Source organism: Corynebacterium stercoris (assembly GCF_024160105.1).
GTDB classification, from domain to species: Bacteria; Actinomycetota; Actinomycetes; order Mycobacteriales; family Mycobacteriaceae; genus Corynebacterium; species Corynebacterium stercoris.
This window is the reverse complement of sequence record NZ_JAMFTQ010000009.1, coordinates 31,688-47,910: the sequence shown is the minus strand read 5'-3', so window position 1 is coordinate 47,910 and position 16,223 is coordinate 31,688. Positions and strand designations below refer to the sequence as shown.

Annotated in this window: 14 protein-coding genes; 5 read left to right on the top strand and 9 right to left on the bottom strand. The window is 68.1% G+C overall.

The annotated features are described in order from the left end of the window. Complete coding sequence (locus M5J20_RS07990) at positions 1 to 762, bottom strand: TSUP family transporter (protein ID WP_253578298.1); 762 nt, start codon at positions 760 to 762, stop codon at positions 1 to 3. 25 nt (positions 763 to 787) lie between these two features. Between M5J20_RS07990 and M5J20_RS07985 the strand changes: the two genes are divergently transcribed. After that, a complete protein-coding gene (locus tag M5J20_RS07985; protein WP_253578296.1) occupies positions 788 to 1,822 on the top strand; it encodes an AbrB family transcriptional regulator in 1,035 nt (344 codons plus the stop codon). Positions 1,823 to 2,526: 704 nt separating this feature from the next. Here M5J20_RS07985 and M5J20_RS07980 read toward each other — a convergent pair. Beyond that, positions 2,527 to 4,194, bottom strand: a complete 1,668-nt coding sequence (locus tag M5J20_RS07980) for a DUF885 domain-containing protein (RefSeq protein WP_253578294.1) — start codon at positions 4,192 to 4,194, stop codon at positions 2,527 to 2,529. Between the two features lie 145 nt (positions 4,195 to 4,339). Between M5J20_RS07980 and M5J20_RS07975 the strand changes: the two genes are divergently transcribed. Next, on the top strand, positions 4,340 to 5,401 hold the full coding sequence (locus M5J20_RS07975) for an ROK family transcriptional regulator (protein WP_253578292.1): 1,062 nt from the start codon (positions 4,340 to 4,342) through the stop codon (positions 5,399 to 5,401). On the opposite strand, the gene M5J20_RS07970 is transcribed toward M5J20_RS07975, so the two are convergent. From M5J20_RS07970 to M5J20_RS07960, 3 genes are read right to left on the bottom strand one after another with little or no spacing between them, the layout of a single operon-like run. Continuing rightward, positions 5,357 to 5,908 carry a gamma carbonic anhydrase family protein gene (locus tag M5J20_RS07970; RefSeq protein ID WP_253578290.1) on the bottom strand — a complete coding sequence of 184 codons (552 nt, stop codon included), beginning with the start codon at positions 5,906 to 5,908 and terminating at the stop codon, positions 5,357 to 5,359. The two genes, M5J20_RS07975 and M5J20_RS07970, sit on opposite strands and share 45 nt — an antisense overlap. After that, on the bottom strand, positions 5,905 to 7,017 hold the full coding sequence (locus M5J20_RS07965) for a glycosyltransferase 87 family protein (protein WP_253578289.1): 1,113 nt from the start codon (positions 7,015 to 7,017) through the stop codon (positions 5,905 to 5,907). Before M5J20_RS07965 ends, M5J20_RS07970 begins: the two co-directional genes overlap by 4 nt. Continuing rightward, complete coding sequence (locus tag M5J20_RS07960; protein ID WP_253578287.1) at positions 7,014 to 7,958, bottom strand: Sir2 family NAD-dependent protein deacetylase; 945 nt, start codon at positions 7,956 to 7,958, stop codon at positions 7,014 to 7,016. Before M5J20_RS07960 ends, M5J20_RS07965 begins: the two co-directional genes overlap by 4 nt. Positions 7,959 to 7,988: 30 nt before the next feature. On the opposite strand from M5J20_RS07960, the gene M5J20_RS07955 reads away from it, so the two are divergent. Further along, the gene (locus M5J20_RS07955; protein ID WP_253578285.1) at positions 7,989 to 8,951 is read left to right on the top strand and encodes a putative endonuclease domain-containing protein; all 963 of its coding nucleotides are present in this window, start codon (positions 7,989 to 7,991) and stop codon (positions 8,949 to 8,951) included. A 528-nt stretch (positions 8,952 to 9,479) separates the two neighbouring features. Here M5J20_RS07955 and amn read toward each other — a convergent pair. Next, positions 9,480 to 10,874 (bottom strand): AMP nucleosidase, encoded by a 1,395-nt coding sequence (amn, locus tag M5J20_RS07950; RefSeq protein ID WP_253578283.1) that lies wholly within the window; start codon positions 10,872 to 10,874, stop codon positions 9,480 to 9,482. Positions 10,875 to 10,892: 18 nt separating this feature from the next. Here amn and M5J20_RS07945 point away from each other — a divergent pair, with 18 nt between their 5' ends. Continuing rightward, complete coding sequence (locus tag M5J20_RS07945) at positions 10,893 to 11,681, top strand: serine hydrolase (RefSeq protein ID WP_253578281.1); 789 nt, start codon at positions 10,893 to 10,895, stop codon at positions 11,679 to 11,681. Here the strand turns inward: M5J20_RS07945 and M5J20_RS07940 are convergent. Beyond that, positions 11,678 to 12,271 (bottom strand): TetR/AcrR family transcriptional regulator, encoded by a 594-nt coding sequence (locus M5J20_RS07940; protein WP_253578279.1) that lies wholly within the window; start codon positions 12,269 to 12,271, stop codon positions 11,678 to 11,680. The genes M5J20_RS07945 and M5J20_RS07940 overlap by 4 nt on opposite strands. A gap of 113 nt (positions 12,272 to 12,384) precedes the next feature. On the opposite strand from M5J20_RS07940, the gene M5J20_RS07935 reads away from it, so the two are divergent. Next, positions 12,385 to 13,737 (top strand): M20/M25/M40 family metallo-hydrolase, encoded by a 1,353-nt coding sequence (locus tag M5J20_RS07935; RefSeq protein WP_253578277.1) that lies wholly within the window; start codon positions 12,385 to 12,387, stop codon positions 13,735 to 13,737. Here the strand turns inward: M5J20_RS07935 and M5J20_RS07930 are convergent. Together M5J20_RS07930 and M5J20_RS07925 are read right to left on the bottom strand one after the other, a co-directional pair. Next, positions 13,734 to 14,936 (bottom strand): alpha-amylase family protein, encoded by a 1,203-nt coding sequence (locus tag M5J20_RS07930; protein ID WP_253578275.1) that lies wholly within the window; start codon positions 14,934 to 14,936, stop codon positions 13,734 to 13,736. The two genes, M5J20_RS07935 and M5J20_RS07930, sit on opposite strands and share 4 nt — an antisense overlap. Before the next feature lie 21 nt (positions 14,937 to 14,957). Continuing rightward, positions 14,958 to 16,199, bottom strand: coding sequence for an ATP-binding protein (locus M5J20_RS07925; protein WP_253578273.1), 1,242 nt, complete (start codon positions 16,197 to 16,199; stop codon positions 14,958 to 14,960). Between the last annotated feature and the right edge of the window lie 24 nt (positions 16,200 to 16,223).

Sequence of the window (16,223 nt, the reverse complement as noted above, 5' to 3'; positions counted from 1 at the left end):
CTAGCTGAATTCGTCGAAAAGCAGTTTCGTGCTCAGCACCACGACGAGCGCGAGCAGCGCGTAGCGCACGAGCCGCGACCCGCCCTTGAGCACCGTGCGCGCGCCGAGCTGCGCCCCGGCGACGTTGGCCAGCGCCAGCGTGATGGCCAGCGGCCACACCACGTAGCCGCCGATGATGAACACGGTGAGCGCGCCCAGGTTCGTCGCGGTGTTCACCACCTTCGCCATTGCCGACGATTCCAGGAAGCTCTGCGCGAAAATCGCCGTAAACGCCATGATGAGGAACATGCCGGTGCCGGGCCCGAAAATGCCGTCGTAAAGCCCGATGACCGCCGCTGCTACCAGGGCCAATGCTTTCCGACGCCCGGTTTCCACCCGCTCGCCCCCAGCCGCCCCGAATTGCGGGCGCAGCGCCACGAAGGTGCCGACGGCCAGCAGCAGGATGATGATCGCGGGGCGCACGATGCTGTCACTGATCAACGACACCGCCATCGCCCCGCCCGCCGACGCCGCGAACGCCGCGGCCGCGAACGCCAGCGTCATCTTGGGCATGCCGACGCGCCGCACCAGCGTGACCGCCGCCGACGCCGTGCCCGTCACCGCCGCCACCTTGTTCGTGGCCAGCACCGACGCCGCCGGCAACCCGGTCACCGACATGAGCACCGGGATCAGGATCAGGCCCCCTCCGCCGATCACCGCGTCGATCCAGCCGGCCGCCGCCGCGGCGACGATGAGCAGCAGCGTAGACGTCAATGGCGGCATGCGCGAAAGAGTACTATCTGCCCCCGTGAACCGTTGGCTAATCGTCGCCCCACTGTCGGTGGTGCTCGGCGCGGTACTGTCCGCGCTGCACGTGCCCGCCGCGTGGATCGTCGGCGCCATCCTCGCCTCCGGCGGCATGGCGCTGGTCAGCGGGCGCGAACTGCCGATGAACGAGCACTTCTTCACCTTCGCCCGCGGCATCATCGGCGTGATGGCTGCACTGCCCCTGGTGGCCGTGCCACTTCGCGATTTGCTGCCGTTCGTGCTCCCCGGCCTTGCCGCCGCCGCGTTCGTGCTCGCCCTCGCGTTCGGCGGCGGCATGGTGCTGGCCAACCACGGCGTGACGCGCGAGACCGGCGTGCTCTCGCTGCTGCCCGGCGGGGCGTCGCTCATGCCGGCGCTCGCGCGCGACGTGGGCGCCGACGCCAGCTACGTCGCCCTGTCCCAGTACCTCCGGCTCCTGATTGTGTCGATGACGTTGCCGGTGGTCGCATCCGTGTTCGCGCCGGCGAGTGGCGCGGGTTCCGACGCTGTCGCCGCAGCCTTCTCGGACGCCTCGCCCTGGATGTGGATCCTCGTCCCCGCCCTCATCGTTATCGGCGCGCCGCTTGGCAAGCTGCTGCGGCTGCCGAACTCCTCCGTCTTCGGGCCGCTACTGCTCACCGTCCTGGTCGGCAAGATTGCCGACATCGAGATCGCCTCGCCCCGACCCCTGACCATCCTCGGCCTGATCGCCATCGGTTGCATGTGCGGAGGCGGCCTCAGCGTGCCCGCCCTCAAGCAGTTCAGCCGCATGCTACCCGCGACGCTCGCCTACATCGCGCTGCTCATGTCCGCCTGCGCCGGCGTGGGCTGGTTCGTGGCCAAGTGGGTGGGCATCTCGTTCTACGAGGGCTACCTGGCCACCACCCCCGGCGCCCTCGAGACCGTCCTGGCGCTCGCCGCCGAGGGCGACGCCGGCCCTGCTGTGGTCGCCCTGCAGCTCATCCGGCTGATCTGCGTGCTGCTCTTCGCGAGTTACTTGCCGACGCTGCTGCGCCGGCTCGGGCGCCGCGGGTAGGGGCACCGGGCCGCTTCACGACGGCGTGCACCGGCCGGCCGCCTCGGACACTCCGGGGCAGGTGTTTAGGGGCATACGTTCCGGGGCAGGTGTTTAGGGGCATAACTGCTGGTAACAGTTTTATTCATGTTTTCGATGACAGCCGACCAATAACCGCCCTACCACGTCTTATGCCCCTAAACACCTGCCCCGGAACCTGACCTGCAGTTATGCCCCTAAGCGAGGAGCAAGGCAAGGCCTGGAAAACCGCAGTTCAGAGCGCCGCAGCCGCGCAGCGGGGTCGAATGCGACGGCGAACGGGGCCGGGCGAGGGGGCTGGCCGGGTTCGTGGGGCTGGCTGGGTCCGCCTCCCGGGCCTCTGCGCCGCTCCGGGGCAGGTCTTTAGGGGCAGGTGTTTAGGGGCATACGTTCCGGGGCAGGTATTTAGGGGCATAACTGCTGGTAACAGTTTTATTCAGTTTTTCGAGGACAATCGACCAATAAACCTCTGACCACGTGTTATGCCCATAAACACCTGCCCCGGAACCTGACCTGCAGTTATGCCCCTAAGCGAGGAGCGGAGGGCGACCGGAAAACTCGCAGGTCAGAGCGTTGCGAGCGGGCCCGGAAGCGAGCGGGAGATCGGGACGGAGCCCCGGCGGACCCGAAAACCGCCCCGCCGCCCCGCCGCCTCGCCCGAACGCCCGAACGCCCAACCGCCGCCGCTAGTGGTTCAGCACCTCGTTGGCAAGCATGTCCATCGGCATGGAGCCGAGGCGCAGGGCCTTGTCGTGGAATTCGCGCAGACCCATGCCCTGGTCCAGCGCCTTGTCGCGCAGCGTCAACCAGTCGCGGTAGCCCACCGCGTAGCTCGGGGCCTGACCGGGCCAGCCCATGTAGCGGTCGAGCTCGAAGGTGAGAATGGCGTCCGGCAGGGCGCAGTTGTCTCGCAGGAAGGCCTTGGCGTACTGGGCGTCCCACGTACCTGCCCCGTCGGGGGTGGTCTTCTTGAGGTGGACGCCGACGTCGATGAGTACTCGTGCGAGGCGCAGCCTGCGAGCGTCGAGAAGCCCCATGCGGAAGCCGGGGTCCTCGAAGTAGCCGTGCTCGCCCATGAGGTGCTCGGCGTAGAGGGCCCAGCCCTCGCCGTGGCCGGAGTTCCAGCAGACCAGGCGGCGCCAGAGGTTGAGGTCCTGGCGCTGCATCAGCGCGCTGGCCATCTGCAGGTGGTGGCCGGGCACGCCCTCGTGGAAGACGGTGGTCAGCTCCTGCCAGGTGTGGAAGACGTCTTGGCCTTCGGGGACGGACCACCACATGGTGCCGGGGCGGAGCATGTCGTCGCTGGGCGGGGTGTAGAAGATGCCGCCGGAGCCGGCGCGGTCGATGGCGCACTCGACGCGCGGGAGGTCGGAGGGGACGGTCAGGTCGTTGCCGTCGAGGACGGTGAGCACCTCGTCGTTGACGCTGCGCATCCACTCCATCAGCGCGTCGGTGCCGCGGAGCTGGTAGCGGGGATCGTCGTTGAGCTGGCGGTATGCACCGAGCACGGTCGCGTCCGGGCCGTAGAGGCTGCGGGCGATGGCGACTTGCTCGTCGACGGTCGCGGCGAGCTGGTCGGTGGCCCACTCGTACGCCTCGTCGAGGTCGATCTCGCGGCCGAGGAAGTACTCGGAGAACAGCTCGTAGCGCTCGCGGCCCACGCCGTCCTCGTGCGTGGCCTGCGGGGACAGCTCGGTGGAGAGCCAGTCGGCGAACTCGGAGAACGCCTCCTTCGCCTCCTCGACAACGGCGGACTCCGGCGGCAGGCCGACCTCCTCGAGCTGGGAGCCCTCCGCGCCGAGGGCTTCGCACTGGTTGATCACGCCGTCGATCTGGCGGTGCGAGGCGATGTTGCCGGTGCCGGCCGCCTCCGCGAGGGACTCGGCGTAGCCGCGCAGCGCCGCGGGGATCTTGGACATGCGCGAGGCGATGTTGTCGAAATCCTCGTCGGTCACCTTCGGCATCAGCGCGAACGAGTCGCGGATGGTCTGCACCGGCGACGCGATGATGTTCAGGCTGCGCAGGAACTCGCCGCGGTGGTGCATTTCCAGCTGCAGCGCCATGCGGTCGCGCAGCAGGGTGGCGGTGAGGCTGTCGACATCGTCGAAGTCGTCCTCGTCGTCGGACTCATCCGTCGAATCGTTGAGCGCGTCGACGTCGGCGATGAGGTCGCGGATGCGCTCCGCCAGCGCGTCCCAATACTCGGGGCTGAAATCCTGCAGCTCGCCGTCGAAACCGTCAATCCCGATCTCGGTACCGGTGGTGGGCGAGATCGAAGCGAGGTCGTACACGAAATCCTCGCACGTTGCGTCCAAGAGGGAGGGCTCTCGTACGATCGCGGATGAAGAGGTCATGCGTTGCGACTCTACCCCATGCTTCCCCAATGTCATCCCAGGTCGCAGGGGTGCTGAACCGCATTGTCTAGATTCGGGCGTTCGCACAGGGCATCGCTTTACGACGAATGGACAAAGCGGTCTAGTCTGATGTATGAATGCATTTATGGCCTTCTCACGTCCCGCTTCACCTGCCGCCAAGTGTCTGCATCTGGTGCGGCTGGGTGAGCTGACGTCGAGAAGCGAGCTCATCGAGGCGACCGGCCTGTCCCAGCCAACCATCACCCGCGCGGTGACGGCGCTGGTCGGCGCGGGCTACGTCACCGAGCGCATGGACCTGGCCAAGTCGAACGGCCGCGGCCGCCCGACCATCCCGCTTGAGCTGGCGGACCCGGAGGCCGTGCACGCTGGCGTGTCGATCGGCACGGAGTCCACCTACATCGCCCTGTTCGACGTGAAGGGCCGCACCCTGACCTGCGTCGACGCGGAGCTGCCGGTGGCGAAGCTGGACCAGGACGACTTCATTCAGCACATCATGGCGGGCCTGAACCGCCTCACCGCCGCGATCGGCCGCCCGCTGGCAACCGTCGGCGTGACCGCCTCCGGCACCGTGACCGACGACGGCCGCGTCACCGCCCCTAACCTGGGCTGGAACAACGTGCCTTTCGGCCCGCAGCTGCGCGAGCAGTTCTCCGTGCCGGTGCTGGTCACCTCGGTCAGCGCCGCGATCGTCGGCTCGGAGCTGCAGTCCAGCCGGGACCTCACCATCCCGTCGACGCTGGCCCTCTTCGCCGACGACTCCATCGCCTGCGCCGTGACCACCCCCGACGGCGTCGAGCCCGTCGAGGTCTCGCGCGACGATCTGACCACCCAGGGCCTGCTGGACAGCATCGGCGACAGCTCCGTTCGCACGCTGCACGACGCCGTGACTAACGCCCGCGTCCAAAACGCGGCCCGCCCCGCCCTGGACCGCCGCGCCCGCGGCCTGGGCCAGCTCGTCGGCGAACTGTGCGAGACCTACCAGCCAGCGACCGTCGTCGTGGCCGGCAGCGCGTTCATCGACGACCCGCTGGCACCGGCGCCGTTCGCGCAGGCGGTGCGGGAGACCGTCGGCAAGAACCTGGACCTGCGGCTTTTGCCGACGCACCGCGAGATGGTGCGCGACATCGCCCGCGCCGCGGCCTTAGACCTGGTACTCCGCGACCCCCTCTCGGTAGCGGCGCCCTAGCTCGACGTACGTGCCCGCGTGGGTGACGCGGTCTGCACGCGTCGCCGGGTTGAGTTCGCGCTTCACCTCCGCCGGTACGCCCGCTGCCAGGGAGAACTCCGGGATCACCTGGCCCTCGCGCACCAGCGCGCCGCCGGCGATGATGCTGCCCTCCCCCACCACGCTGCGCGACAGCACCGTCGACGACATGCCGATCAGGCACGCGTCAGCGATCACGCAGGAGTGCAGCATGGCCATGTGGCCCACCGTCACGTCCTCACCCAGCACAGTCTCCCCGCCGGTGTCCACGTGCACCACGCAGTTGTCCTGGATGTTCGAGCGCGCCCCGATCACAATCTTGCCCACGTCTCCGCGCAGCACCGCGCCGGGCCAGATGTTCACGTCCGGGCCGAGCACCACGTTGCCGATGATGGTGGCGCCGGGGGAGACGTACGCGGTCTCGTCGATGACAGGGTGGGCGCCCTCAAAGGAGAAGATGCGGGCGCCGGGGTAGCGGGAGTCACTCATGTGCCCGAGGCTACCGACCCGTCCGCGCCGCGCCACGCGTACCACGCCATGAACCCGATCGGCACCAGCGTGAACAGCAGCGGCGGCACGAAGAACACCTCGTGGGCCACGTTGATCGCGGCGTAGGGCAGCATCATGAGCAGCATCGGCAGCACGCCCCACGCGGCGTAGACGGCCACGCCGAACGGCACGATCCACACCCAGTGGTGATGCCACGAGAACGGGCTGACCAGGCAGGATGCCATGCCGATGATGGCGAGGGCGAGGGTGGTGTTCGAACGTCGTAAAGCAATGTGCGCCGCGTACGCCGCGAGTGCCGTGACCGCGGCGGCGAGCGCGAGCCACAGCGGCGTGGACTCGATGCCGAACTCGCGCTCCAGCACCTGGCGGATCGCCTGCGCGCCCGGATTGTCCGCGAAGCCGACGCGGTCCGAGTTGAACATGGACTCGGTCCAGAAACGGCCCGCGTCCGCCACGCCCGTGAACCCCGTGGCCACGGTGCACAGGAACGTGAACGCGGCGACGAACATCGCGCCCCACCGCCGCTGCACCGCCAGGAGCAGCACAAAATACGCCGGCGTGAGCTTGAACCCGGCCGCCAGCCCGATGCCGATCCCGGGCAGCCGGTAGCGCCGCGGCAGAAAGTCGAGGCACACCAGCGCCATCAGGAAAATGTTGACCTGGCCGAAGAACAGCGTCGCGTGCACCGGCTCCGTGCACAGCACGAAAAAGGCGGTGAGCAGGACAATCGGCACCACGCGTGCCGACGTCCGCGTCGCCCGCGCCGACATCCACACCACCCACATGAGCGTCAGGATTGACACGACCGTCCACGCGATGCCGAGGGCGGACGTGGCCTCACCGAACCACGAGAACACCACGCCCGCGAACGGCGGGTAGGTGAACGGGAGGCCCGGCAGCAGATCGGCCTCGTAGAGCGGCTGGCCGTTGCGGACCAGCTCGCCGCCGAGGAGGTACACCTGCAGGTCGGTGGGCACGCTGGTGCGGAAGATGCTGTGCAGGTCGCCGTGGTTGATGCTGTAGCGCCACGCGCCGAACGCGAGCGCTACCGCCAGGCCCACGGCGTTTGCGATCGACGCGCCCCTCATAGACCCAACCCGTCTAAGACCTCGTCGAGCGCGTCGCCGACGTTCGCGCGCCACACCGTGTCCGCTCTCCCGTCCGCGCGGCCCGGCCCGCCGTTGATCACCGCGACCGGTTTGCCCTGCTTCTTGGCGTCGAGGACGAACTTGTAGCCGCTCATCACCGCCAGCGACGTGCCGATGGCGATGACCGACGTCGCCTCATCCAGCCACCGGTTCGCCTCCGCCCGGCGCGGCTTCGGCACGTTCTCCCCGAAGTAGACCACGTTGGGTTTCAGCCGGTGGCTGCCGCACGCGGGGCAGCCGATCATCTCGAAGCGGCTGACGTCGTCGTCGCGCAGCTCCACGTCGCCGTCCGGGTTGATCATCGCGCCCTCGACCTGCACCGATTCGAAGTATCCGGGGTTTGCGGCGTTGAAAAGAGCGTCGATAAGCGAGCGCTCGTGCAGCGTGTGGCAATCGAGGCACACGACGTGGTCCATGTCCCCGTGCAGCGCGATGACGTTGGACGAGCCCGCCTCCGCGTGCAATCCGTCGACGTTTTGCGTCACGACGCCGCGGATCAGCCCCGCGCGCTCCAACTCCACCAGCGCGTAATGCGCGCGGTTCGGCGCAGCGGCACGCATGAACTGGATGCCGACGAACGCGCGCGCCCAGTAGCGGCGCACCTGCGCGGGCGAGTGCGCGAACTCCTGGAACGTCATCGGGCGGCCCTTGGTCAGGCGGCCGTGCTTCGAGCGGTAATCCGGGATGCCCGACTCCGTGGACATGCTCGCGCCCGTGACGATAAGCGCCTTGGGGTTGTCGAGGAGGTCCAGGATTTCTTGCTTCGCCGTGTGCGGCTCCGTCGGATCGGCCGTCTCGTTCACGACGCGCTCGATCGACCGCACGGCACTGCGGTGCGCCATCGCGATCGCCGGGTCGTCGAACTGCGTCGTGGTGTTCATTACCCTCTCACCGTAGCGGTTCACACTTCGGTGGACACTGCATTCCGTTTTGGCCGCCGCAGTGTCATGATCGACGGCATGGGGGATTGGAAAGACGAACTTCGCACGCAGCTCATCGATGCCCGGCCGCAGCTCGACCTCGACATCGGGGTGAAAGAGCAGCTCGCTGCCGGTCGCTTGCTGCGGCTCTCCGCCGCGCACGCCATTGCCGACGATTATTTTCTCCAGCTGCCAGTCCATCAACGCCACTGGCTGCGGGCGTTCTGCATCGGCAGTGCTGCACGAAAAGCGGTGGTGACCGGCCGCGCCTCCGCGTACCTCAACGGCATGTGGGTTGCGAACACGCCGCTCGACACCGTGCATCTCATTCTCAAATCGACCCCGCCTCCGGCGCAGTGGCCCGCCGGCGTGCAGTACATCCGCGCGGACCTCGGCGCGGGCGACATCATCAGCGGCACCAACCTGTCCACGACCAGCCTCTTCCGCACGTTCATGGACATTGCGCGTTTCGACGGCTTCTTGCACGCCCTCGTCGCCGCCGACTACCTGGTGAAATTCAAAGACTTCACGCCCGACAGCCTGCAGCGCAAAGTCGCCACCTCGAAGCGGTTCCGCGGGATTGCCGCCGCCCGCCGCGCCGCCGAGTACTGCTCGACCCGCCCCGACTCCGCTCCCGAGTCCTACGCCCGTGCGCTCCTCATCGCCGACGGCTACACCGACATCCAGGCGAATGTCGAGATCTACGCCGGCGGGCGGCGCTACCGCGTCGACATCATCATCGACGGCTGGCTGGTCATCGAAATCGACGGCGCTGTGAAGTACGACGGCGAGACCTTCGGCAAAACCGACGACGTCCTGCGCAAAGAGAAGCGCCGCGAAAACGACCTCACCAACGCCGGCAAGCGCGTCCTGCGATTTCCGCCCTACGACCTCGAACACAACCCGGCCCAGTTCCTGAAACTCGTCCGCGACGCCTACAACCGCGGTCCGTAGCGGGGCGCGGGGCGCGGGGCGTGGGGCGCAGGGCGCGGCTGGCGTTCCGTGCCCGGCTGGCGTTCCGTGCCCGGCTGGCGTTCCGTGCCTTGCGAGGTGCCCGGCTCGGCAGGGCCCCCGGGCGCGGCTGGCGTACCGTGCCCCACCCGGCCCGCGGTCAGGCCGACCGTCCCAACTCCGGGGCAGGTATTCCCGGGCAGGTGTTCCGGGGCAGGTATTCCGGGGCATACTTGCTGGCACCGAATTTATTCAAACTTTCCACGACAGCTGACCAAAAAGTCGATGACCAGCTGTTATGCCCCTAAACACCTGCCCCGGAATCTGACCTGCAGTTATGCCCCTAAGCTTCAGCCCGGAGTCCGGCAGCAAACCCCCAGGTCAGAGAGGTGCGCCTGGCCACGCCCTCAGCGGGGCGCCTAGCCGCGCTGCGCCGCCCGACCCGCCAGACCCGCCCGACCAGCCCGACCCGCCAGACCCGCCCGGCCCGCCCGGCCCGCCAGACCCGCCCGGCCGGCCGGCCGCGGGCCCCTACCTGAACGGCACCTCGCCGATGGTGCGGCGCAGTTTCCTGGTCCGCAGGCGGCGCGGGTGCTTGGCCAGGCGCTCCATGGCGCGGACGGCGCACATGACGTGGGCCTCCTTGGAGTTGGAGTAGAACGCCTGCGCACCGGCGGGAAGCTTCGGCACCGCGTGCAGCGGAAGGTCGGAGACGGCGAGGAGGGTGCCGTAGGGCACGCGGTAGCGGTAGCCGTTGGCGGCCAGCGTGCAGGATTCCATGTCAACCGCGGCGGCGGTGGAGCCGCGCAGCCAATCCCACAGGTCGCGGGGGGATTTCCACTCCCAGTTCCTGTCGCCGGTGCTTAAGACGGTGCCGGTGCGCATGAGGGAGGTCTCGTCGCCGTAGACCTTCTCCACGGCTTTTTCCAGGGTGCGCTGGATTTCGGGGACGGCGGGGATGGGCTGGTCGCGGCCGATGTGGTCGTCGAGGACGTGGTCGCGGCGCTCGTAGGCGTTGCCGAGGATCAGGTCGCCGATGCGCATGCGGGCGTCCATGCCGGCGCAGTGGCCGATCATGATCCACGCCTCGGGACGCAGGACGGCGAGGCAATCGGTGATGGTCTTGGCGTTGGAGGGCCCGACGCCGATGTTGATCATGGTGATGCCGTCGCCGTTTTCGGTGACCAGGTCGTAGCGCGGCATTTGGAACTTGGAGCCCAGCTCGAGATCCTCGACCACCACGGTGTCGGACACGCTCTCGCCGGAGGGCAGCACCAGGCGGGTGTAGCGCGAGTCCGGCTCGGAGAGGGAACGCACGCCGAAGCGCACGAACTCGGTGACGTGCATGGCGTAGTTGGTGAACAGGATGTACTTCTGCATGCTCTCCGGCGAGATGCCGGTGTAGTGCTCCAGGCGGGCGAGCGCCAGGTCGAAGCGTTGCGGCCCGAAGTGGAACAGCGGCTTCTCATCGCCGTGGAAGGCGTCCCAGTGGCCGTCGACGATCGCATCGTCGACGTAGTCGAGCGTCGGGCGCGGGACGTGCGGGGAGTTGGACGCGCGCACGTCGTCGAGCCCCTCGATCCCGGCGATGTACTCGGGCGGGATGCGCACGTCCGAGTAGCCGACGTAGATGTCGCACTCGTAGTTCGAGGTCAGCGCCTCAAGCTGCGCCTCGAGGTAGCGCTGCATGAGGTCGGGGCGGGAAAGCACCGCGGAGTACATGCCGGCCTCGTCGACGTAGCCGAAGGGCTCGCTGCGGTCGATGGGCTGCCACTCCGTGACGTCGACGGACAGTTTGGGGTAGCGCACGCCGGCGTAGCGTTCGTAGTCGCCGCTGGCGATGGTGTCCCTTGCGAGCTGGCAGGAAGCGTCGTAAAGCGAAATAAGCTCCGCAACGGCAAGGTGTGCGCTGGCGACTTTCTCCATAGGGCCTACACTACTGGCGTGATCAGAAAGCGGGCGTGGGCAAGCGCCGTCGCGTGCGCCGCCGTAACCCTTGCTGGCTGCAGTGCGGCGCCGGAGAGCCCGCTGCAGGTTGTTGACACGCCGTCGGCAACCCCCGCCCCCGGTGCGGACGCTGACCTGCTGGAAGCCGCGATCGAGCGCATCGAGGCGGCCACGGACACCCAGATCGGGCTCGCGCTTTTCGACGGCAGCACCATCCTCTCCCGCGGCACCATCGCCAGCCTGCCGGCGTGGTCCACCATCAAGATCCCCATCTCCTTCGCCGCGCTGCGCCATTGCGACTACAACGAGGCATATCTCGAGGACCTCATCACGGCGGCGATCGAGATCTCGGACAACGACGCCACGAACCAGCTCTGGGCGTGCCTGCAGGACGCGGGCGGCGCGCAGGAGCTGGTGCGCAAGGAGATCGGGTCGCGCGTGGACATCGCGTGGGGCCGCACGCCGTGGCCGTTCGCGTCGCAGGCGCGTTACGCGTGGGAGCTGTCGCAGCGTGACGACGTCAACGACAACGTCATCATCGGCCACATGCGCAACATTGCGAAGGAGCAGAGCTGGGGACTCGGCCGCGTCGGCATCCCGTTCAAGGGTGGCTGGGGCGACATCGATACCGACGGTTCCTACCAGTCCCGCCAGATGGGCTTCGGGCGCATCGGCGGCGTGACGTACGGCATCGCCATCGGCGCCGTGAGCGAGGCGGGCTCCATGACGGACACGACGGACGCCCTCGACGCGATCGCCGAGGTCCTCGCTTCGTTCAACAACTAGTCGGCCGTGCCCATCGCGTAGGCGCCGAGAGTGCGGCGCACGCCCTCGATGCGTCGCGCAATCTCCTCGGCCGGAACGCGCTCCTCAAACCCGCGGGAGAACACGCCCTGGGTGCCGGCGGCCAGGAAAATCGCCGTGTCTTCCAGCTTCGCGTCGTCCACCTGTACGTTCGCCGCCGCGAGGTGCTCGGCCAACTCCGTACGGATCGGCGCCAGCAGCAGGTCCTGCACGATCTGGTTCAGCTTGCCCTGCGCCGGCGAATCGAGGAGGTTGCGCACGGCGCCCTCGTGCTCGGCGAGGCGGCCGAAGAGCTTGGCAACCTGGTCGGGGTAGCTCGAACCTGAGTCGAAGCTGTCGGCGAACTCGCGGTATGCGGGCTCGAACATCTCGCGTCCGGCGGCCAGCACCACCGCGTCCCGGTCCGTGAAGTGCTCGTAGAACACCTGGCGGCTGACCCCGGCCGCGCGGACGATGCTGGTCACGGAGAGTTCGTGAGCCGGTTGGGTTGCCAACAGGTCCACCGTCGCACTGAGCAGCGCCTCGCGCGTGCGCACGGCGCGGGGGTCAGTGCTGGCCTGACGTCGAGCCATCCAAGCCGTCCTTTCACCAAGTAATGAGAACCCCGAAAGTACCGGGAGGTACGGGACAAAATCATGCCACACCGGAAGGGGTGCCGGATGTGATCGGAGCTACTATCTGCAGCATGGCTTCCAGCGCGTACCCGACCGACCTGACCGACGCAACGATTGCCCTGCTCAAGGACTTAATCCGCAACGCGTGCGTCAACGATCTCACCGCCGATTCCGGCCAGGAATTCCGCAATGCGGACACGCTTGAGCGCTTCTTCGCCGACGCCGGGGAGGCGGGCATCGAGGTGCGCGCGCAACGCTTCGAGCCGCACCCGGGCCGCGTCTCCATCGCCTTTACTATCGACGGCACCGATCCCGCCGCCGAGCCCCTCACCCTCCTCGGCCACACCGACGTCGTGCCGGTAGACGAAGCCAAGTGGACCACGGACCCGTTCGGAGCCGAGGAGATTGACGGCCGCATCTACGGCCGCGGCGCCACCGACATGCTCTACATCACCGCCGCAATGGCCGCCGCCGTGCGCGACGTGGCCCGCTCCGGCACCCGCCCGCGCGGCACGCTGACGTTCGTCGGTTGCGCGGACGAGGAGGCCCGCGGCGGCCTGGGCGCCGGCTGGCTCGCCGAGCACGCCCCGAACGCGTTCTCCTGGCGCAACTGCCTGTCGGAGGAGGGCGGCTCACACTTGCCCGTCGCGGACGGCTCCGACGCGCTCGTTGTGGTGGTAGGCGAGAAAGGCGCAGGCCAACGCCGTCTCACTATCCACGGCGACGCCGGCCACGGCTCCGCCCCGCACGGCCGCGACCTCGCCGTGGCCAAAATCGCGGAGGTGGCCCGCCGCGTCGCCGCGATCACCCCGGACGTCACGCGCGATGAGCCGTGGCCGGGCTACGTGCGCGCCTTCCGCTTCGATGAGGCTACGGAGCAGGCGCTTCTCGACGGCAGCGATTACTCCGCCCTCGGAAAACTCGAGCGCTACTCGCACGCGATGAGCCACCTGACGATCGCCCCGACGGTGCTGCGCGCCGGCGGCGCCATCAACGTGCTGCCGTCGACGGCCTGGCTGGAACTGGACATCCGCCCGCTGCCCGGCCAGACGCAGGAGGACATCGACGCACTACTCACCGACGCGCTCGGCGACCTCGCCGAGGAGGTGGAGATCACCCATCTGATCACCGAAGACGCGACGCTCTCCCCCACCTCCGGCCCGCTCTACGAGGCGATCCTGGCGACGTTCGACGAGTTCTTCCCCGGCGTACCCGTGGTGCCGACGATCGCCGCGGGCGGGTCGGACTTGCGCTTCGGCCGCCGCAAGGGCGGCGTGGGCTACGGCTTCGCCCTGCACAACCGCAGTGAAACCCTCGGCAGCGTGCTGGACACGCTGCACAGCCACGACGAATCCGTCGCGGTGGAGGACGTGGAGCTCACCGCCCGCGCGTACCGCAGTCTGGTTGGCCGCTTCGTGGGCTAAGGAACCCACTCGTAGAGCGTCTCGTCGCTGGTGCGCACGCGCACGCCCGGCGCGGGCTGCACCCACGCGTCGAGGTAGAGCTCCTCGCTTCCGCTGCCGTCGGCACCATGACCGGCGCTGGCGCGGTAGGTGATGGTCTCGTTGGTCTTATCCAGCACCTCGACTTCCGCGTGGGTGAGCCACTGATTGCGACGGCGCAGGCCGATGAGCGCCTGGTGCTCGCGGAAGATCCACTCGCCCATCGGCGACAAGCCATCGGGCGACTCGGGCAGGGGCGGGCGGACGGAATCGTCGGCACCGAAGCCTTCGCCGCGCATCGCCTCGAAGCCCTGCTCGTCGCCGTAGTAAATGCTGGGCATGCCGGGCAGCGTCATCAGGATGGCCAGGGCGAGGATCGCCTTGTCCTGGCCGACCTTGCTGGCGATGCGGTCGACGTCGTGGTTGCCGACGAAGGTGTTCGGCAGCATCCGCGCCGCAATCGCCTGGTGGCGTTCGAGGGCGTGGGCGAGTTCCCAGAAGTTTTCGTCGTGAAGCGAGCTCCAAATGCCCTTCCAGAGTTCGTACTGGGTGACGGAATCGAGGGAGCCGGCTTCGGCGATTTCGGCGTAGTCGCCGTGGATGACTTCGCCGAGGAACATCGCGTCCGGGAATTCTTCGCGGACTTTCGCCAGTACGGCGCGCCAGAATTCGGGCGGGACGGAGTAGGCGACGTCGAGGCGCCAGCCGGCGATGCCGCGGCGCAGCCAGTGACACATGATGTCGGCGACCGCGTCCCGAATGCGATCGTCGGCGTGGTGCAGCGTGGCCAGCTCGCCGTGGCCCTCCCAGTCGGTGTCGCCGGCGAGGCCCTGCGCAACCCACGGGTGGGTGCGGGCGACGTGGTTGAACACGCCGTCGAGCATCACGTTGATGCCGCGGGCGCGGCACTCGGCGATGAGGTGGTCGAAGTCGGCGTCGTCGCCCAGGCGGGAGTCGATGCGGTAGTGGTCCAGCGTGTCGTAACCGTGGCCCACGGATTCGAAGATTGGGGCGAGGAGCAGGCCGTTGCAGCCCAGCTCAATCAGGTAGTCCAGCCACGGTTCGAGGTCGCGCAGGCGGTGGCCGGCGTCGACCTCGCCGCGGTCACGGATCGGGGCGCCGGTCGCGCCGAGGGGGTACACGTGCCACCAGATGGTGTTCGCGATTGCTTCCTTACTCACAATCCCCGACGCTACACGCCCTCAGAGGCCGAGCAGCGCCAGCGGGACCACGGCGACGCCGTCCGCCCGTCGGTAGGCGCGGCTGCCCGTGTTCAGCACCACGGTGTCGACCACGTCGTCAGGCAACTTTTCCCGCAGCCACTGGAGGTGGCGGACATCGTCGTCGCGCACATCGGCGCTGAGTTTGACTTCGAACGCGATGATGCCGCCGTCCTGATCCTGCGCGATGAGGTCGATTTCGCGGTCGCCTTTCGACGTTCGGAAATGACTCACCTTGCCGAACACCGCCTGCGCCGCGACACGCACCGACAGCGTCGCTAGCGACTCGAACAAGGGCCCCAGCATGTAGTTGAAGCGGGTAGTGAGCTTACTTTCCGGGATCCCCAGGAGCCGCAGCGCAAAGGCCGGGTCCGCGAGCTGGTGTTTCGGGGCGCGCGCCAAGCCGGCGAACGGAGAACGTCGAAACTCCCACGCCGGCACCGGATCGAGCATCCAGATCTCGGAGAGCTTCTCCCTGTACGTCAGCGTCGTCGTCTTCGCGGGTTTCTGCGCCTGCCCCGGCGTGGCCGCGTCGAGAATCTCCTGATAACTCGAGCTGGTGGAGCTCGCTGTCGCGTAGGCCGCAAGCCAGCTCAGGAGCGAATCGCGACTGCGCACCGAGTACCCCTGCTCCGGCAGGTCCCGGTCAACGACGCGGGCCAAGTAGGAGTCGAGCTGCTCATTGCGAACCACCGCCGGGGCGCCATAGAACCCCGGAAAGCCACTGGACGCGATCGCGCTGACGTAATCGCCGAGCGTCTTGTCCGTTTCTCCCGCGATTTCCGCCTCGCCCCGAAACAGCGCCGCCATGCTTACCGACGGTTCCCACCCAGCCCGTTCAAAAAGCGCAAGTGGGCGCATCCGGAGCGCGATGATCCTTCCCGCGCCGCTGTGCGTATCCGCCCCCGTCACCGGGGTAGCCGAACCCGTGAGGAGAAAGCTACCGGGCGCCGCACCGTCGTCGACCGCGCGGCGCACGTAGTCCCACGACTGTGGTTGGCGCTGCCACTCATCCAGGAGGAGCGGTTTGCGTAACGACGCAAGCGAAGGGTCAGCCCCCACAATCGACGCGTCCTGTTCGCGGTCCAACCGCAGCACCGTCGACGCCCGGCGGCCCGCCGTCTCGGTCTTGCCGACACCTTTCGCACCCTCGATGGCGATGGCGCCGACGAACGGCATGAGACTGTCCAGTTGCTGGTCAACCGCTCGGGGAAGGTAGGTCATGTGCCCAATGCTACGAATTTTCCG